The organism is Streptomyces sp. (genome assembly GCF_036524955.1).
Lineage (GTDB): Bacteria > Actinomycetota > Actinomycetes > Streptomycetales > Streptomycetaceae > Actinacidiphila.
Genome location: NZ_DATDBG010000236.1, coordinates 1 through 16,090 on the forward strand (window position 1 = coordinate 1; position 16,090 = coordinate 16,090).

Here is a 16,090-nt window from a genome sequence, read left to right on the forward strand (position 1 = left end):
CCGCCGGCAGTTTGCTCATCGGCGGCCAAGGTGACGTCACGATTCTCGGCCTTGGTTTACCGGTCGGCCCAGCGAATTCCTACTGGATATCAAGCACAATAACTCTGGATGCACAAGTAGAGGGGACTCCGATCAGCAACGTCAAATGCACCCTTCGATCCAATCAAAATGCTCTCCGATTTGCCACCATCCGTATCGGTACCGGCCAGACCGTGCAGACAACCATTGCCGCCCCATTGACGATCACCACCGACAGCAACCTGACCATCACGTGCGAAACGGCTGCCAGCCTGATGCTCGCGCAAGATGCGTCGATTGTCGCGACACCGACAACTTCTTGAGGCCGGCGGCGATCCGGCGCAGGTCGCGATCCGTCGGGGACTGGGTGTGATCCGCCCGCGTCACACCACGCCGGCGTTGTCGCACCCTAGTCGTGGGGCCGCGCGACAGCTACCTACCAACGGCCTCGTCAAGCACGTCGTGCAACACGATGGTCTGATCTCGGCCGGGCCCAACACCGATCGAGGAAATCCGAGCGCCGGAGAGTTCCTCCAGTCGACGCACGTACGCCTGGGCGTTCGGCGGTAGTTCTTCGAAGGTCCGGCAGCCGGAGATGTCCTCGAACCAACCGGGGAGCATCTCGTACACCGGCTTGGAATGGTGGAAACCTGTTTGAGTGGGCGGCATCTCGTCGAACCGCTGGCCATCCACGTCGTAGGCAACGCAGATCGGCACCTCCTCGAGTGAGGACAGGACGTCGAGCTTGGTGAGGAAGATGTCGGTAATCCCGTTGACCCTGGACGCGTAGCGGGCGATCACCGCGTCGAACCAGCCGCAGCGGCGGTTGCGGCCGGTGGTGACGCCGAACTCGTGGCCGACCGTACGCAGCCGCTCGCCGTCCTCGTCGAACAGTTCGGTGGGGAACGGTCCGGAGCCCACCCGCGTGGTGTAGGCCTTGAGGATGCCGATCACCCGGGTGATCCGGGTGGGCCCGACACCGCTGCCGGTGCAGGCACCGCCCGAGGTCGGGTTGGACGAGGTGACGAAGGGGTACGTGCCGTGGTCCACGTCGAGGAGCGTGCCCTGACCGCCCTCCATGAGCACGACCTTGCCCTCGTCCAGCGCGTTGTTGAGGACCAGCGCGGTGTCGGCCACGTAGCCCTTGATCTGCTCCGCGTAGCCGAGGTACTCCTCCACGACCTGGGCGGTGCTGATCGCGCGCCGGTTGAAGATCTTGACCAGGATCTGGTTCTTGTCCTGGAGGGCGGCGTCGACCTTCTGCTGCAGGATCGATTCGTCGAACAGGTCCTGCACCCGGATGCCGACCCGGTTGATCTTGTCCGCGTACGCCGGGCCGATGCCGCGCCCGGTGGTGCCGATCTTGCGCTTGCCGAGGAACCGCTCCGTCACCTTGTCGATGGTCTGGTGATACGGCGTGATCAGGTGGGCGTTACCGCTGATCAGCAGCTTGGAGGTGTCGACGCCCCGGTCCTGGAGTCCGCTCAGCTCGGAGAGCAGGACCGCCGGGTCGATCACGACACCGTTGCCGATGACCGGGACGCACCCCGGCGACAGGATTCCGGAGGGGAGGAGATGGAGCGCGTACTTCTGGTCGCCGACGACGACCGTGTGGCCGGCGTTGTTGCCGCCCTGGTAACGCACCACGTAGTCCACGGACCCACCGAGCAGGTCGGTGGCCTTCCCCTTGCCCTCGTCACCCCACTGAGCACCGAGCAGCACAAGTGCGGGCACAGGCGTACACCCCTTCCGGGCGGGGCATGTCCAACGTGCAGAGTGCCGTCGAACCTGCCCCGGAATAGACGAAGCCCCTGACGCAAAGGCGCAAGGGGCTCTTGCACCGAGATTTTACCTGAGGAAGGACCAAGGTGTCGGCCGTGCCTCCTGGGCATCCTCCCGCAGACTCGTTTCGGGGCCATCCCCTGCTCCTTCTCGTCGACCCCGCGGCCCGCGCCGCCGACGGCGAATCCGTACGGATCGCCAAGGACGTCCTGTGCGCCGGCGCGGCCTCGGTGAAGATCGTCCTCCCCGAGTCCGCCGCGGAGGCGGAGCGCGCGCTGGCGCACCGCGGCCGGCGCCACCCGGTGGTCCTCGGCGACGACGCGGCGCTGCTGCGGGCGGTGGGCGCCCTGCACCGCGACCGCACGCTCGGCCGGGGTCCGGTCTCGCTGGTGCCGATCGGGCCGCGCTCGGCGCTGGCGCGTGAGCTCGGTGTCCCGCAGCAGGTGCCGGCGGCGGCGCGGGCCGTGCTGAACGGCGTGGAGCGGGAACTCGACCTGCTGGTCGACGACACCGGCGGGATCGTGCTGGGGGCGCTGAGCATTCCCTGCGGCGCCCCGTCCGCGCACACCGGCGCTCACTGGTGGACGCCGGTCGAGAAGACCGCGCGTTCCCTGGTCCGCACCCTGACCGCGCCGATCCCCGTCAACGGCCACCAGCCGCCCCGGCAGCAGCGGCTGCGGGTCGAGGCCGACGGCGTGGTGCTGGCCGATCTGGACCGCCCGGTGCACGAGGTCTCGGTACGCACCGGCCCGGCCGGTCCCGCCCTCGCCGACGTGCTCGTCCGCCACACCGCGGGCGCCCCCCACGTCAGCGCCCGCGCCCGCACCATCACCGTCTCCGGCCGCGACTTCCGCTACCGCGCGGACTCCGCGATAACCGGTCCGGTACGGACGCGGACGTGGACGGTGGAGCCGTCGGCCTGGCGGCTGACGCTGCCGCGGTGACGGCTCCGGCGTGACAGCTGCCGAGGCGGCGGCTTCGGGGGAACGCCCGACGCCCAGGTGACCACTTCGGGGTGACCGCTGCCGCGGGGACGGCCCGGGCGGCGGCCCGACCGTGCGTCTCACCAGGTGACCAGCAGTTCCTTCGGGCCGCGGATCACGTAGTTCGGCCGCCAGGCGGGCTCCTCGACCAGGCGCATGCCCGGCGCGTCGCGCAGGAACGCGCCGAAGGAGGCGGCGAGCTCCAAGCGGGCCAGCGGGGCGCCCAGGCAGTAGTGGATGCCGGCGCCGAAGGTGACGTGGCGGTTGCCGTCGGCCGGCCGGGTCACGTCGAACCTGCCGGGGTCGGGGAAGCGGGCCGGATCGCGGTTGGCGGAGCCGAAGAGCAGCGCGACCTCCGAGCCGCGCGGGATCACCGTGCCGCCGACCTCGATGTCGTCCAGCACCCACCGTTCGAACAACTGCAGCGGGGTGTCGTAGCGCAGCATCTCCTCCACGCCGTCCCGCAGCCGCCCGGGGGCTGCGTGGAGCAGGCGCAGCTGGTCGGGGTGGCGGAAGAGGGTGAGCCAGCCGATGGTCGTGGTGTTCACCGTCGCCTCGTGGCCGGCGTTGAGCAGCAGCACGCAGGTGGCGATCATCTCCGGCTCGCTGAGCGTGTCCCCGTCGTCCTGTGCGGCTATGAGCGCGCTGATCAGGTCCTCGCCGGGGTCGGCACGGCGGGCGGCTATGAGTCCGCCCAGGTAGGCCGAGAACTCCTCGCTGGCGGCGACCGCCTTCGCCGCCGCGTCCGCGGACGGGTTCAGCTCGTACATCCCGGTCATCGCCGCCGACCAGGGCCGCAGCAGGCCTCGGTCGGCGGGCGGCACGCCCAGCATCTCGGCGATCACCGCTACGGGCAGCGGTTCGGCGACCCGGGCCAGCAGGTCGCCGCCGCCGTCCGCGTACAGGGAGCCGACGAGGTCGGCGGCGAGCCGTTCGACGGTGGGCTCCAGGCGCTCCACCGTGCGCGGCGTGAACGCCTTGGCGACCAGCCTCCGGATCCGGGAGTGAGCGGGCGCTTCAAGGTCGAGCATGCCGTTGCCGTTGAGCGTGGTGAACGGTTCCAGCTCGGGCGGCGGCGCCTCGCGGCCGAACTCCTCGTGTGTGAAACGGTGCAGATACGTGCGGCCGAGGCGGCGGTCCCGCAGCAGCGCGCTGACGTCCTCGTGGTGCGGGACCAGCCACTGCCGGGTCGGCTCGAACCAGTGCGCGCGGCCGGCGGCGCGCAGGGCGTCGTAGGCCGGATAGGGGTCGGTGACGAAGGAGGGGGACCAGGGGGCGAAGGAGAGGTCGGTCATGGCTGGTCGATGAGTCCGTGTTCTCGCAGGTAGTCGAGTTGGGCGCGGACCGACAGCTCGGCGGCGGGCCACAGGGAGCGGTCCACGTCGGCGTAGACGTGGGCGACGACGTCGGCGGGGGTGGTCAGGCCGGACTCGACAGCGGTCTCGACCTGGGCGAGACGGCTGGCACGGTGGGCGAGGTAGAACTCGACGGCGCCGCGGGCGTCGGTGAGCACCGGGCCGTGTCCGGGCAGGACGGTGTCCACGCCGCCCTGGACGGTAAGGGCCTGGAGGCGCCGCAGCGAGTCGAGGTAGTCGCCGAGCCGGCCGTCGGGGTGGGCGACCATCGTGGTGCCGCGGCCCAGCACGGTGTCGCCGGTCAGTACGGCGCCGTCGGCGGGCAGGTGGAAGCAGAGTGAGTCCGCGGTGTGGCCGGGGGTGGGGATCACCCGCAGTTCCAGGCCGCCGGTGGTGAGGGTGTCTCCCGCGGCCAGCCCCTCGTCGCCGAGGCGCAGCGCCGGGTCCAGGGCCCGTACGGCGGTGCCGGTCAGCTCGGCGAACCGGGCCGCGCCGGCCGCGTGGTCCGAGTGGCCGTGGGTGAGGAGGGTGAGCGCCACCCGCTTGCCGGCCCGCTCGGCGGTGGCCACGACGTTCGCGAGGTGGGCCTCGTCCAGCGGGCCCGGATCGACGACGACGGCGAGCGGCGAGTCCGGTTCGGCGACGATCCAGGTGTTGGTGCCGTCCAGGGTCATCGGGGAGGGGTTGGGGGCCAGCACGCACAGCGCGCGGGCGGTGGCCGGCCCGCCGATCGCGACCTGCGGCCGGCCCGGGGGCGTCACGGCGGTCATCGGGCGTCCTCATCTCCGGGGCCGGGGCCCCTGTCCGGCCCCGCTTCCGCGTCCGGCCCCGCTTCCGCTTCGGTTTCCGCTTCGGTTTCCGCTTCCGTCTTCGCTTCCGTCTTCGCTTCCGTCTTCGCTTCCGTTTCACTTTCGGCCGGGACGACCACGGTGAACTCCTCGTGCCCCGGCCAGCTCAGGACGATCTCGCCGGTCTCGGCCACGGCGGCCCGGGCCAGTACCGGGGTCAGGTCGCGGCCCGGCGCGGCGGCGAGCGCGGCCGTCGCGGTGCCGTACGGCAGCAGGGCGCGGAGCGTGGCCACGGTCGGCGGCAGCATGGTCAGTTCGCCGCGGTCGTAGCCGGACAGGGCGTCGGCGGGCCGCAGCCAGACCGTACGGTCGGCTTCGCCGCAGACGTCGCGGGGGCGCTGGCCGTCCGGGAGAACGGCGAGGAAGAACCAGGTGTCGTAGCGGCGTTCCTCGAACTCCGGGGTGATCCAGCGGGCCCACGGCGCGAGCAGGTCGGACCGCAGCACCAGGGCGCGGCGGGCCAGGAAGTCGGCGAACGCGAGGTCGTGGGTGACCAGGGCGGCCCGGTCGGACTCCCAGTCCGCGCCGGTCGTGTCGGCGACGACGGTGCCGCCGTCCGGACCGGCCAGCAGTACGCCGGACTCCTCGAACGTCTCCCGTACGGCCGCGCACACCACGGCCTGCGCCTGCCGGGGGGGCACGCCGAGGGTTGCCGCCCACACCTCGAGCGACGGCCCGGCCCACCCGACCGGCCGCTCGTCCCGCGGGTCCACGCCGCCGCCCGGATACGCGTACGCGCCTCCGGCGAAGGCCATGGAGGCGCGTCTGCGCAGCATGTGTACGGTCGGCCCGCCGCCGCCCGCCGCGTCGTCCCGCAGCAGCAGCACGGTGGCCGCGGCCCGCGGGCTCACCGGCGCCAGCTCCCCCCGGCCGAGCGCCCGGATCCGCTCCGGCCACGCCCCGGGAAGCGCCGCACCGTTCATCGACGTCATGCGCCGGATGCTACGTGGCTCCGCCGGTTTCTTCGAGGGTGCGCCTGCTGGTGGCATCTCCTCGGGCCGGCCGCCCGCGGGCCCCGCGGCTTCCTCTGCTCGCCGCCGGCGCGTCGGCCCGGCACCTTCCCGGTGCGGGCCCGCCGGAGACCCGCCCGGCTCGCGGCACGCGCTACTCCGCCAGTTCGACCTGAAGTTCGACTTCGACCGGGGCGTCGAGGGGGAGGACGGCCACGCCGACCGCGCTGCGGGCGTGGACGCCCGCGTCTCCGAAGACCTCGCCGAGCAGCTCGCTCGCGCCGTTGACGACGGTGGGCTGACCCGTGAAGTCCGGAGCGGAGGCGACGAAGCCGACGACCTTGACGACGCGGGCGACGCGGTCGAGGTCGCCCGCGACGGAGCGGACCGCGGCCAGGGCGTTGAGCGCGCAGACCCGGGCGAGGGCTTTCGCCTCGTCAGGGGAGACCTCCGCCCCGACCTTGCCGGAGGCGAGGAGCTTGCCGTCGGCCATCGGGAGCTGCCCGGAGGTGTAGACGTAGCGCCCGGAGCGGACAGCCGGCTGGTACGCGGCCAGCGGTGGGACCACCTCGGGCAGAACCAGCCCCAGCTCCGCGAGCCGGGCGGCGACCGTACCGCTCATGCCTGCTTCTCCCGCTTGAGGTACGCCACGAGCTGCTCGGGGTTGTTGGGCCCCGGCACGACCTGGACCAGTTCCCAGCCGTCCTCGCCCCAGGTGTCGAGGATCTGCTTCGTCGCGTGCACCAGCAGCGGCACCGTCGCGTATTCCCACTTCTTTGCCATACGGCGACTTTAATACCTCTCCCGATCGCCCTCACCGCGCCCCGCCCGCACCGCGACCCCGGCGCCCCCGCGCCCCGCCCGCACCCCATCCCGTGCCCCGCCCACCCCGGAAGCAGGCAGCCACCGGAGTGGTCGGCGCGATGAGTGGTTAGGCTCGCAAGGGTGAGCCCTCAACAGTCATCAGCCGTCAGGCTCCACATCGTGACGGGCAAGGGCGGCACGGGAAAGACCACGGTCGCCGCCGCGCTGGCGCTCGCCCTCGCAGCCGAGGGGCGCAAGGTCCTGCTGGTCGAGGTCGAGGAGCGGCAGGGCATCGCCCAGGTCTTCGAGACCGAGGCGCTGCCGTACGAGGAGCGCAGGATCGCCTCCGCGTCCGGCGGCGGCGAGGTGCACGCCCTGGCCATCGACGCCGAGCTGGCGATGCTGGACTACCTTGACATGTTCTACAAACTCGGCCGGGCCGGCCGCGCCCTGAAGAAGCTCGGCGCGATCGACTTCGCCACCACCATCGCCCCCGGCCTGCGTGACGTCCTGCTGACCGGCAAGGTGTGCGAGGCGGTGCGCCGCAAGGACAAGGCCGGCTGGCCGGTGTACGACGCGGTGGTCCTGGACGCCCCGCCGACCGGCCGGATCACCCGTTTCCTCAACGTCAACGACGAGGTCGCGGGCCTGGCCCGGGTCGGCCCGATACACAACCAGGCGCAGGCCGTGATGCGTGTGCTGAAGTCCCCGAAGACAGCCATCCACCTGGTGACGCTGCTGGAGGAGATGCCGGTCCAGGAGACGGTCGACGGCGTCGCCGAACTGCGGGCCGCCGGGCTGCCGGTGGGTGCGGTGGTCGTCAACATGGTGCGGCCGGTACTGCTCGCCGACGCCGAACTCGCGGAACTCGGCGCGTCGGCGGGCCCTGCCGGCAACGGCGCCGGCGGCGCGAACGGCAAGAACGCGGGCGGCGGTGCCAAGCGCCGTACCGCTGTCGCCAAGGCCCTCTCCCAGGCGGGCCTGGGCGGCGCCCGCCGCGGCGGCGTCGCCGAACGCCTCGTCGACCCGCTCTTCGCCCAGGCCCGGGATCACGCCCAGCGGGTGGTGCTGGAGCGCGAGCAGCGCGCCGAGATCACCGGACTGGCCTTGCCCGTGAGGGAGTTGGAACTCCTCGGCGACGGCGTCGACCTCGGCGGCCTCTACCGGCTGGCGGAGAGCCTGCGCAAGCAAGCGGTGCCCAGTGCGGGGACGGGCAGCGGCGCCGCCCGTCCCGACGCGGACGACGACGAGGTCTGACATGACGTCCGAGACAAGCGAGGTCTGAGATGAGCGAGGTCTGAGATGAGCCTGGAGAGCCCCGTGCTGGAGATCGACCCGCTCCTGGACGACCCGAAGACCCGGATCATCGTGTGCTGCGGCTCCGGCGGGGTCGGCAAGACCACGACCGCCGCCGCGCTGGGCGTACGGGCCGCCGAACGCGGCCGCACCGCCGTCGTCCTGACCATCGACCCGGCCCGCCGCCTCGCCCAGTCGATGGGACTGACCGAGCTCGACAACACCCCGCGCGAGGTGGCTGGAATTGATCGGTCGGCCGGCGGTTCGCTGCACGCGATGATGCTCGACATGAAGCGGACCTTCGACGAGGTGGTGGTCCAGCACTCCGATCCCGAGCGGGCCAAGGCCATCCTGGAGAACCCCTTCTACCAGTCCCTGTCGGCCGGTTTCGCGGGCACGCAGGAATACATGGCGATGGAGAAGCTCGGGCAGCTGCGGGCCCAGGACGCCTGGGACCTGATCATCGTGGACACCCCGCCGAGCCGCAGCGCGCTGGACTTCCTGGACGCCCCCAAGCGCCTCGGCTCCTTCCTGGACGGCAGGTTCATCAAGCTGCTGATGGCGCCGGCGAAGGTGGGCGGCCGGGCCGGGGTGAAGTTCCTCAACATCGGCATGTCGATGATGACCGGCACGCTGAGCAAGGTGATGGGCGCCGGACTGCTGCGGGACGTGCAGACCTTCGTGGCCGCGATGGACACGATGTTCGGCGGCTTCCGCACCCGGGCCGACGCCACGTTCCGGCTGCTCCAGGCCCCGGGCACCGCCTTCCTGGTGGTCGCCGCACCCGAGCGGGACGCGCTGCGCGAGGCGGCCTACTTCGTGGAACGGCTGGCCGCCGAGGACATGCCGCTGGCCGGTCTGGTGCTCAACCGGGTGCACGGGAGCGGCGCGGCCGGGCTCACCGCCGAGCGCGCGCTGGCGGCGGCCGAGACGCTGGAGGACGAGGTCCCCCCGGAAAATCTTGACCCCGGCGGCATTGTGGATCTACCGGCTGGGAAGGCTGATCCACGTACACCCGACGGCACCCCCCAGGACCGTACGGAAGGAGTCCGGCAGGCGCATACGGAACTGCTCGCCGCCGGACTGCTGCGCCTGCACGCCGAGCGCATGCAGGTGGTCGCGCGTGAACGGCGCACCCGTGACCGCTTCGTGTCCGTGCACCCGGAAGTACCCATGGTGGACGTCACCGCCCTGCCCGGCGACGTTCACGACCTGGACGGCCTGCGGGCGATCGGCCTGCGGCTGGCAGGGGAGGAGAGCGCCGCGGCGTGACCGCGGCGGACCGTACGGCGTCAGGCCTCAGCCCGCTGCCGCGAAGTCGTCCTCGTCGCCAAGGGGCAGCAGGCCCGTGCTGCGCTCGTACTCGGTGCGGGCCGTCTCCAGCAGCCGGCGCCACGAGGTCACCGTGGGGCGGCGGCGGAGCAGCGCGCGGCGTTCACGCTCGGTCATACCCCCCCACACACCGAACTCCACCCGGTTGTCGAGCGCATCGGCCAGGCACTCGGTACGCACCGGACACCCCGTGCACACCGCTTTGGCCCGGTTCTGGGCCGCACCCTGGACGAACAGCTCGTCCGGATCAGTCGTCCTGCACGCGGCCTGCGTGCTCCAGTCGGTTACCCAGCTACTCATGCTGGCGCCGTCCTCTCCCGAATCGAGGCTCCCCCACGGCGGCGAACGGCATATTCACCGTTGCCAGTTGAGGACGTTACGGAAGGTAGGCGCGGCGCAACAGCCCTTTCAGGCCCAATCTTGCATGGCCCGAAAGGACTATGGGTGCGCGACAGATCACCCACCGGAGTGAGCAGTCGCCATATCGGATAAACAGGGCATTTCGCGGCAGTTCACCCGCCATAGCCCCCAACAAACCCGACATTTACCGAAATTCGGACAGATCTCATCACTCACAAGAGTGAGGTGGGAAGGCAGGTGCGCGCCCGACGATCGCGCCCTGTCTGTTACAGAGTAGGCGAACAGATGGCCGCACGTCCGGGGAATCGCAACGTAGGCTGCCCCTCATGGCTCACAAGCGTTCCGGCGGGGGGCTGACCGCGGCCCAGCAGGCCGCCAAGTTCCTCGGTGTCAGCGTCCTGGCCGGTGTCGTCCTCGCGGGCATCGCCCTGCCCGCCGCCGGCGCCCTCGGCCTGTCCGCGAAGGGCACCGCGGCCGGTTTCGACGACCTGCCCGGAGAGCTGAAGCGCCCGCCGCTGAGCCAGGCGTCCAAGATCCTCGACGCCAACGGCGGCCTGATCGCCACCGTTTACTCGCGTGACCGCACGGTCGTCCCGATCGAGGCGATGAGCCCCCACATCCTCAAGGCCATCGTGGCCATCGAGGACGCGCGCTTCTACGAGCACGGCGCCATCGACGTGAAGGGCATCCTGCGGGCCCTCAGCCACAACGCCTCCGACGGCGACACCCAGGGCGCCTCCACCCTCACCCAGCAGTACGTGAAGAACGTCTTCGTGGAGGAGGCCGGCAACGACCCCGACAAGGTCGCCCAGGTCACCCAGCAGAAGGTCGGCCGCAAGATCAAGGAGATGAAGTACGCGATCCAGGTCGAGAAGGAGCTCGGCAAGAAGAAGATCCTGGAGAACTACCTCAACATCACCTTCTTCGGCGAGCAGGCGTACGGCGTCGAGGCCGCCTCCCGGCGCTACTTCAGCAAGCACGCCAAGAACCTGAGCCTGACCGAGGCCGCACTGCTGGCCGGTCTGGTGCAGTCGCCGAGCCGGTACGACCCGATCAACGACGAGCAGGAAGCGCTCACGCGGCGCAACACCGTGCTGACCCGGATGGCCGAACTGAAGGACATCACCCCGGCCGAGGCCACCGCCGCGAAGAAGGCCCCGCTCGGCCTGAGGATCAGCACGCCCAAGAACGGCTGCATCACCGCTGCCAACGGCGCCGGCTTCTTCTGCGACTACGTCCGCGAGACCTTCCTGCAGAACGCCGCGTTCGGCGCCACCAAGGAGGCGCGCGCCAAGCGCTGGAACACCGGCGGCCTGACCATCAGGACGACCCTGAGCCCGAAGGCCCAGCGTTCGGCGATCAAGGGCATCGCCAACCACGTCTACCGGACCGACCCGGTCGCCGCAGCCGTCACCCTGGTGGAGCCCGGCACCGGCCGGATCCGCGCGATGGCGCAGTCCAGGCCGTACGGCTTCGGCAAGCACGAGACGCAGATCAACCTGTCGGTGGACCGCAGGATGGGCGGCGGCGTGGGCTACCAGCCCGGTTCGACCATGAAGCCGTTCACCGCGGCGGCCGCCCTGGAGGCCGGGTACAAACCCGCCCAGGAGTACCCGTCGCCGTACAAGATGCCTTTCCCCGACGTGACCGACTGCGAGGGGAAGCTGCACCACGAGGACGAGAGCACCACGGTCGAGAACGAGGACGAGGACGAGCACGGCCCGTACAACATGAAGGTCGCCCTCGAGAAGTCGATCAACACCTACTTCGTCTCGCTCGAAGCCGCGGTCGGCGTCTGCCCGGTCACCCAGATGGTGAGCCGGCTCGGCATCACCGAGCGGGCCGGCGGCGGGCCGCTGGACACCGGCGCGGCCTTCACCCTCGGCACCAACGAGATGGCGCCGCTGGAGATGGCCGCGGCCTACGCCGCCTTCGCCGCCCGCGGCACCTACTGCGTGCCGATCGCGGTGGAGTCCGCCACCGACGCGTTCGGCAAGGCGATCCCGGTGCCGAAGAAGCGGTGCGGCAACGCCATGTCGACCAACACCGCCGACACCATCAACACCATGCTCAAGGGCGTGGTCGACGACGGTACGGGGCAGGCGGCCGGCCTCCCCGACCGCGACACCGCGGGCAAGACCGGTACCACGGACGACCGCAAGGCCGCGTGGTTCGTCGGCTACACCCCGAACATGGCCGCCGCGGTCTGGATCGGCGGCGACGGCGCCAGGCAGGTCCACATGCGGGACATCACCTTCGGCGGCCGCTTCTACGACAAGGTGTACGGCGCCACCGGCCCGGCGCCGATTTGGCGGGACGCGGTCAGCGGCGCCCTGGCGGGCAAGCCGGTGGAGAGCTTCAACGACGTGCCGCTCAACCTGCCCGACCCCAAGCGCGACAAGCAGCCCAAGACCGACCCGGGTGACCCGGGCGTCCCGCCGACCGACGGCAGGCGCGGAGGCCGAAGGGGCGGCGGCCCCGGTGGGACCACCACGATGGGTACGACGGCCGGCACGATCACGGGCGGCGTGACCGGCACGGCCCCGGACGGCTCGACCACCGCCCCCCCGTCGACCGGCACCGCGACCACGAGCGGCGGCCCGGCCCCGGAACCGGCCTTCCCGCTCTTCCCGTCGGGCGGCACGACAGCGGACGCCGGGTAGCCGCGGCCGAGCAAGGGGCGCGGGCGGGGCGCGCCAGGCGGTTCCGTTCCGCAGCACGTGCGCAAGGGGCGCCTCACGGTGTGGGGCGCCCCTTGCATTGCGGGGTGAGACGGGTAGGGGGGCGCGGCGCGGGCGGCTGGGTGCGGGTGCGGGTGCGGGTTCGTGGGGGGAGGTTCGGGTTCGCGCGGGGAGGGCGAACGGACGCGGGCACGCACGTTCGGGTGCGCCCACCCCACGGGGTTCCCGGTTCACGCGCCCGGTTCGAACGAGCGAGGGCACCTACCGGCACACTCACCCACCCGACCGGGTTCCGGGCGCCCGGGCGCCGCGGTCGCGGCGCCGTACGGGGTCGCCGTACCCGCTCAGCCCGCGAGCTGGCGCTTCACCTCGGCGGCGACCCGGCCGCCCTCCGCGCGGCCGGCGACCTTCGGGTTGACGACCTTCATCACCGCGCCCATGGCCTTCGGCCCCTCCGCGCCGGACTCCGCGACCGCGGCCCGTACCAGCTCCGCCAGCTCCTCGTCCGAGAGCTGCTTGGGCAGGTACTCCGCGAGCACCTCGCCCTCCGCCCGCTCCCGCTCGGCCGACTCCGCACGACCGCCCTGCGCGAACGCCTCCGCCGCCTCCCGCCGCTTCTTCGCCTCCCGGGTGATCACCTTCAGCACCTCGTCGTCGGAGAGCCGCCGGGCCGTCTTGCCCGCGACCTCCTCGTTCGTGATGGCGGAGAGCGTGAGGCGGAGCGTGGCGGAGCGCAGTTCGTCGCGGCCCTTGATGGCCGCGGTGAGGTCGTCCTGCAGGCGCTGCTTGAGCGTGGTGGTCATAGGGCCGATTTTCGCATCCCGGCGGCGGGGTCGCGCCGTATTAAGCACCAGGCCGTATTAAGCACCAGGGGGACGACCAGGGCGCGGGTCCTGCCCGGTCTCTGACACGATGGACGCATGCGCTCGCGATACGGAATCCCCCTGGGTGTGACGGCGGCCGGCGCGGCCTGCGTGGCGTACGCGGCCGGTTTCGAGGCGCGGTCCTTCCGCTTGCGGCGGGTGGAGATCCCGGTACTGCCGGACGGCATGCGCCCGATCCGCATCCTCCAGGTCTCCGACATCCACATGGTGTCCGGGCAGACGAAGAAGCGCCGCTGGCTCCAGTCGCTGGCCGGACTGCGCCCGGACCTCGTGGTGAACACCGGGGACAACCTGTCCGACCCCACCGCCGTACCCGAAGTCCTGGACGCGTTGGGGCCGTTGCTGGAGTTCCCCGGCACCTACGTCTTCGGCTCGAACGACTACTACGCCCCCACGTTCCGCAACCCGGCCCGCTACCTGGTGGAGAAGGTGCGCGGCCAGCACGGGCTGAACGGCAAGGCCACCGGCGCGCACGGCGTCGTCCGCAACCCCTGGAGCGACCTGCGGGACGCCTTCGACGCGGCCGGCTGGGTCGGCCTCAGCAACTCCCGCGGCCGGGTCAAGCTCGACCATGGGCCCGTCCTGGGCCTGACCGGCCTGGACGACCCGCACATCAAGCGCGACCGGTACACCGCGGTCGCCGGCGGCCCGGACCCGGACACCGACTTCAACCTCGCCCTGGTCCACGCCCCCTACCTGCGTGTCCTCGACGCCTTCACGTCCGACCGCTACCCCCTGATCCTGGCCGGCCACACCCACGGCGGCCAGGTCTGCGTCCCCTTCTACGGGGCCCTCGTCACCAACTGCGACCTCGACACCGACCGCGTCAAGGGCGTCTCCACCCACACCGCAACCGGCTTCACCTCCTACCTCCACGTCTCCGCAGGCTGCGGCGCCAACCGCTACACCCCCGTCCGCCTCGCCTGCCCCCCCGAAGCCACCCTCCTCACCCTCACCTGACCCCCGGCACCGCCCCACCCCACCCCTCCCCGGACCTCCCCAAACCCGATTTCGCCTCCAGCCCCCCTTCCGCTAAAGTAAACGTCGTTGCACCGGGGTGTGGCGCAGCTTGGTAGCGCGCTTCGTTCGGGACGAAGAGGCCGTGGGTTCAAATCCCGCCACCCCGACCCAGGTCAGAGGCCCTGCAGGAGAGATCCTGCAGGGCTTCCGGCGTACCCGTACAGCAGCGAAGTACAGCAACCGCCCGCGCCCTTCCCCGACCGCCAGCAGCCCCGTGCGGCAGTGAGCAAGCCGACACCGCTCCTCATTGCAGGTCCCTCCGCCGCTGCGTTGCGGTCGGAGATCACCGGGGGGCGGAGTGATCAAGGTCCGCGAGCCGACCGCGCTTCCCCGGGCCAGGGGAATCCGCAGATGCTGGCCGCTGGACTACCAAGCGCACCTCTCCATGGCGGCGTCGCTGTCGGCCCCACTCGCTAGGCTGAAGCAAAGGTGAGGCGTACAGGAGGCCCACGTGCCCCAAAACCCGGGCATCGATCGGCGCGCGATCGACAAGTTCGTGAAGGACATCGCCAAGGAGTTCGAGCGGGCTTCCAGGAAGCACCCCATCCGCATGCCCGTCAGCGCTGAGGCGTCGGCGCAAGGGGGAGGCTGGAACAGCGGTGCCACGATCGAAAGCAGCCCATACCTCGCACTGCTGCTGATGTGGCTGGACGCCCATGCGCAGCAACACCCAGCCCACTACGTAGACGTCACCCAGTTCGTCGAAGAGCAGGGCCTACCGGCCCAGGATGCATCCGTACTCGCCTTCCAACTGGAGCAACGCGGGCTGGTGACCATCGCCCGCAACCTGGCGGGAACACCCGACGTCCACCTCACCGACGACGGTCGCGTGGCCGTACACCGCCTGAAAGAACTGCAACAAGATCACGCCGCCCGGCACCGATACGCCGCTGAAGCCTTCCTTCGCTGGCTCTACACCGCAGCCCACGATCAGAAGCCGGTCAGCCCCGTCGGCTTCTTCACCGTCCCCGCTGCCTATTACGCCGGCGACGGGATCACCGGCGATGAGCTGCACCAGGCCGTAGCGCGCTTGAATCACGCCGGGCTCGTCGTGGGGATCAACACCGATCCGCCGACCGTCGCCATCACACCCGACGGCATCGAGTGCATCCTGTCCGGAGGAACTGTGTCCGACTACCTGAACAGGCCGAGGGCCGGCGACAGCTATACCATCAACAACTCCCAGGGCTTTGTCGCCGGGCGAGAGAACCGAGTGGTGCAGAACAACACCTTCGGCCTGGACACCACGGCGCTGCGCGACTTCGCCGCCGTGGTGCAGCAGTTCGCTCCGACCTTCGGTATGGAGCCGACCCGGCAGGCCGAGCTGATCCACGACGCCGAAGTCCTCGGCGAGGAAACAGCGGCCCAGAATCCAGAACCGAGCCGAGTCCGCGCCACTTACCACCGCGTCCTCAGCGGGCTAAGCGCGATCACGACCGCCACAGCCAGGCCTCACCACAGTGATCCATCAAGGTGAAGAGGCGTATCACACTGTCTTCGGCGGCTGAACTGGCGGGGCGAACTGCCGCTATCTGCTCACCATCCTATGGCGGCCGCGCGAGCCGTGTCTGCTCACCGTGCGGAAGCGCGTCCGGCGTGTACACGTCGGACACGAATCGGGACCAGCAAGAACACCAGGTCGCGTCCGCGGAGTGGTGTAAATGATCTCGACGCGGGATGCCGTGAGTGATCTTATGCGGCGTCGGCGGCCGGTGTCACCGTCGGCGCGGTGACGGTCCGGATCTGGGTCGGGGGTTCTAGCAGGGCTCGGCGCAGG

15 protein-coding genes and 1 tRNA gene are annotated in these 16,090 nt (G+C 70.9%); 8 read left to right on the forward strand and 8 right to left on the reverse strand.

What is annotated here, in order from left to right:
- Positions 1–341, forward strand: a 341-nt coding sequence (locus tag VIW71_RS18905; protein ID WP_331623530.1) for a hypothetical protein, incomplete at its 5' end; no start/stop codon positions are given.
- A 109-nt stretch (positions 342–450) separates the two neighbouring features.
- Here the strand turns inward: VIW71_RS18905 and VIW71_RS18910 are convergent.
- A complete protein-coding gene (locus VIW71_RS18910) occupies positions 451–1,752 on the reverse strand; it encodes an adenylosuccinate synthase (protein WP_331623531.1) in 1,302 nt (433 codons plus the stop codon).
- A gap of 143 nt (positions 1,753–1,895) precedes the next feature.
- Here VIW71_RS18910 and VIW71_RS18915 point away from each other — a divergent pair, with 143 nt between their 5' ends.
- Positions 1,896–2,744 carry a diacylglycerol kinase gene (locus VIW71_RS18915; RefSeq protein ID WP_331623532.1) on the forward strand — a complete coding sequence of 283 codons (849 nt, stop codon included), beginning with the start codon at positions 1,896–1,898 and terminating at the stop codon, positions 2,742–2,744.
- 119 nt (positions 2,745–2,863) lie between these two features.
- Here VIW71_RS18915 and VIW71_RS18920 read toward each other — a convergent pair whose 3' ends face one another.
- The 5 genes from VIW71_RS18920 to VIW71_RS18940 all read right to left on the reverse strand — a co-directional run bounded on the left by VIW71_RS18920 (position 2,864) and on the right by VIW71_RS18940 (position 6,719).
- Positions 2,864–4,078, reverse strand: a complete 1,215-nt coding sequence (locus tag VIW71_RS18920; protein ID WP_331623533.1) for a cytochrome P450 — start codon at positions 4,076–4,078, stop codon at positions 2,864–2,866.
- Positions 4,075–4,908, reverse strand: a complete 834-nt coding sequence (locus tag VIW71_RS18925) for an MBL fold metallo-hydrolase (RefSeq protein ID WP_331623534.1) — start codon at positions 4,906–4,908, stop codon at positions 4,075–4,077. The genes VIW71_RS18920 and VIW71_RS18925 overlap by 4 nt, the downstream gene beginning before the upstream one ends.
- Positions 4,905–5,918, reverse strand: a complete 1,014-nt coding sequence (locus tag VIW71_RS18930) for an NUDIX hydrolase (RefSeq protein WP_331623535.1) — start codon at positions 5,916–5,918, stop codon at positions 4,905–4,907. Before VIW71_RS18930 ends, VIW71_RS18925 begins: the two co-directional genes overlap by 4 nt.
- A gap of 172 nt (positions 5,919–6,090) precedes the next feature.
- Complete coding sequence (locus tag VIW71_RS18935) at positions 6,091–6,558, reverse strand: RidA family protein (RefSeq protein ID WP_331623536.1); 468 nt, start codon at positions 6,556–6,558, stop codon at positions 6,091–6,093.
- On the reverse strand, positions 6,555–6,719 hold the full coding sequence (locus VIW71_RS18940) for a DUF4177 domain-containing protein (RefSeq protein ID WP_073494871.1): 165 nt from the start codon (positions 6,717–6,719) through the stop codon (positions 6,555–6,557). Before VIW71_RS18940 ends, VIW71_RS18935 begins: the two co-directional genes overlap by 4 nt.
- Before the next feature lie 162 nt (positions 6,720–6,881).
- On the opposite strand from VIW71_RS18940, the gene VIW71_RS18945 reads away from it, so the two are divergent.
- Together VIW71_RS18945 and VIW71_RS18950 are read left to right on the forward strand one after the other, a co-directional pair.
- On the forward strand, positions 6,882–7,997 hold the full coding sequence (locus VIW71_RS18945; RefSeq protein WP_331623537.1) for an ArsA-related P-loop ATPase: 1,116 nt from the start codon (positions 6,882–6,884) through the stop codon (positions 7,995–7,997).
- A gap of 45 nt (positions 7,998–8,042) precedes the next feature.
- Positions 8,043–9,308, forward strand: a complete 1,266-nt coding sequence (locus VIW71_RS18950; protein WP_331623538.1) for an ArsA family ATPase — start codon at positions 8,043–8,045, stop codon at positions 9,306–9,308.
- 27 nt (positions 9,309–9,335) lie between these two features.
- Here the strand turns inward: VIW71_RS18950 and VIW71_RS18955 are convergent, their stop codons facing one another.
- Positions 9,336–9,668, reverse strand: coding sequence for a WhiB family transcriptional regulator (locus VIW71_RS18955; RefSeq protein WP_205361517.1), 333 nt, complete (start codon positions 9,666–9,668; stop codon positions 9,336–9,338).
- A 386-nt stretch (positions 9,669–10,054) separates the two neighbouring features.
- On the opposite strand from VIW71_RS18955, the gene VIW71_RS18960 reads away from it, so the two are divergent.
- Positions 10,055–12,391 carry a transglycosylase domain-containing protein gene (locus VIW71_RS18960; protein WP_331623539.1) on the forward strand — a complete coding sequence of 779 codons (2,337 nt, stop codon included), beginning with the start codon at positions 10,055–10,057 and terminating at the stop codon, positions 12,389–12,391.
- Between the two features lie 362 nt (positions 12,392–12,753).
- Here VIW71_RS18960 and VIW71_RS18965 read toward each other — a convergent pair whose 3' ends face one another.
- The gene (locus tag VIW71_RS18965; protein WP_331623540.1) at positions 12,754–13,212 is read right to left on the reverse strand and encodes a GatB/YqeY domain-containing protein; all 459 of its coding nucleotides are present in this window, start codon (positions 13,210–13,212) and stop codon (positions 12,754–12,756) included.
- A gap of 117 nt (positions 13,213–13,329) precedes the next feature.
- Between VIW71_RS18965 and VIW71_RS18970 the strand changes: the two genes are divergently transcribed.
- The 3 genes from VIW71_RS18970 (at position 13,330) to VIW71_RS18980 (ending at position 15,790) form a co-directional block, all read left to right on the forward strand.
- Positions 13,330–14,253 (forward strand): metallophosphoesterase, encoded by a 924-nt coding sequence (locus tag VIW71_RS18970; protein WP_331623541.1) that lies wholly within the window; start codon positions 13,330–13,332, stop codon positions 14,251–14,253.
- Between the two features lie 93 nt (positions 14,254–14,346).
- Positions 14,347–14,420, forward strand: a tRNA-Pro gene (locus VIW71_RS18975).
- Between the two features lie 344 nt (positions 14,421–14,764).
- On the forward strand, positions 14,765–15,790 hold the full coding sequence (locus tag VIW71_RS18980) for a hypothetical protein (protein WP_331623542.1): 1,026 nt from the start codon (positions 14,765–14,767) through the stop codon (positions 15,788–15,790).
- The last annotated feature ends 300 nt before the right edge of the window (positions 15,791–16,090 follow it).

Coding starts and splice junctions, on each gene's coding strand:
- VIW71_RS18920 (WP_331623533.1), bottom strand. CDS start 4,078: ATGACCGACCTCTCCTTCGCCCCCTGGTCCCCCTCCTTCGTCACCGAC.
- VIW71_RS18925 (WP_331623534.1), bottom strand. CDS start 4,908: ATGACCGCCGTGACGCCCCCGGGCCGGCCGCAGGTCGCGATCGGCGGG.
- VIW71_RS18930 (WP_331623535.1), bottom strand. CDS start 5,918: ATGACGTCGATGAACGGTGCGGCGCTTCCCGGGGCGTGGCCGGAGCGG.
- VIW71_RS18935 (WP_331623536.1), bottom strand. CDS start 6,558: ATGAGCGGTACGGTCGCCGCCCGGCTCGCGGAGCTGGGGCTGGTTCTG.
- VIW71_RS18940 (WP_073494871.1), bottom strand. CDS start 6,719: ATGGCAAAGAAGTGGGAATACGCGACGGTGCCGCTGCTGGTGCACGCG.
- VIW71_RS18950 (WP_331623538.1), top strand. CDS start 8,043: ATGAGCCTGGAGAGCCCCGTGCTGGAGATCGACCCGCTCCTGGACGAC.
- VIW71_RS18955 (WP_205361517.1), bottom strand. CDS start 9,668: ATGAGTAGCTGGGTAACCGACTGGAGCACGCAGGCCGCGTGCAGGACG.
- VIW71_RS18960 (WP_331623539.1), top strand. CDS start 10,055: ATGGCTCACAAGCGTTCCGGCGGGGGGCTGACCGCGGCCCAGCAGGCC.
- VIW71_RS18965 (WP_331623540.1), bottom strand. CDS start 13,212: ATGACCACCACGCTCAAGCAGCGCCTGCAGGACGACCTCACCGCGGCC.
- VIW71_RS18970 (WP_331623541.1), top strand. CDS start 13,330: ATGCGCTCGCGATACGGAATCCCCCTGGGTGTGACGGCGGCCGGCGCG.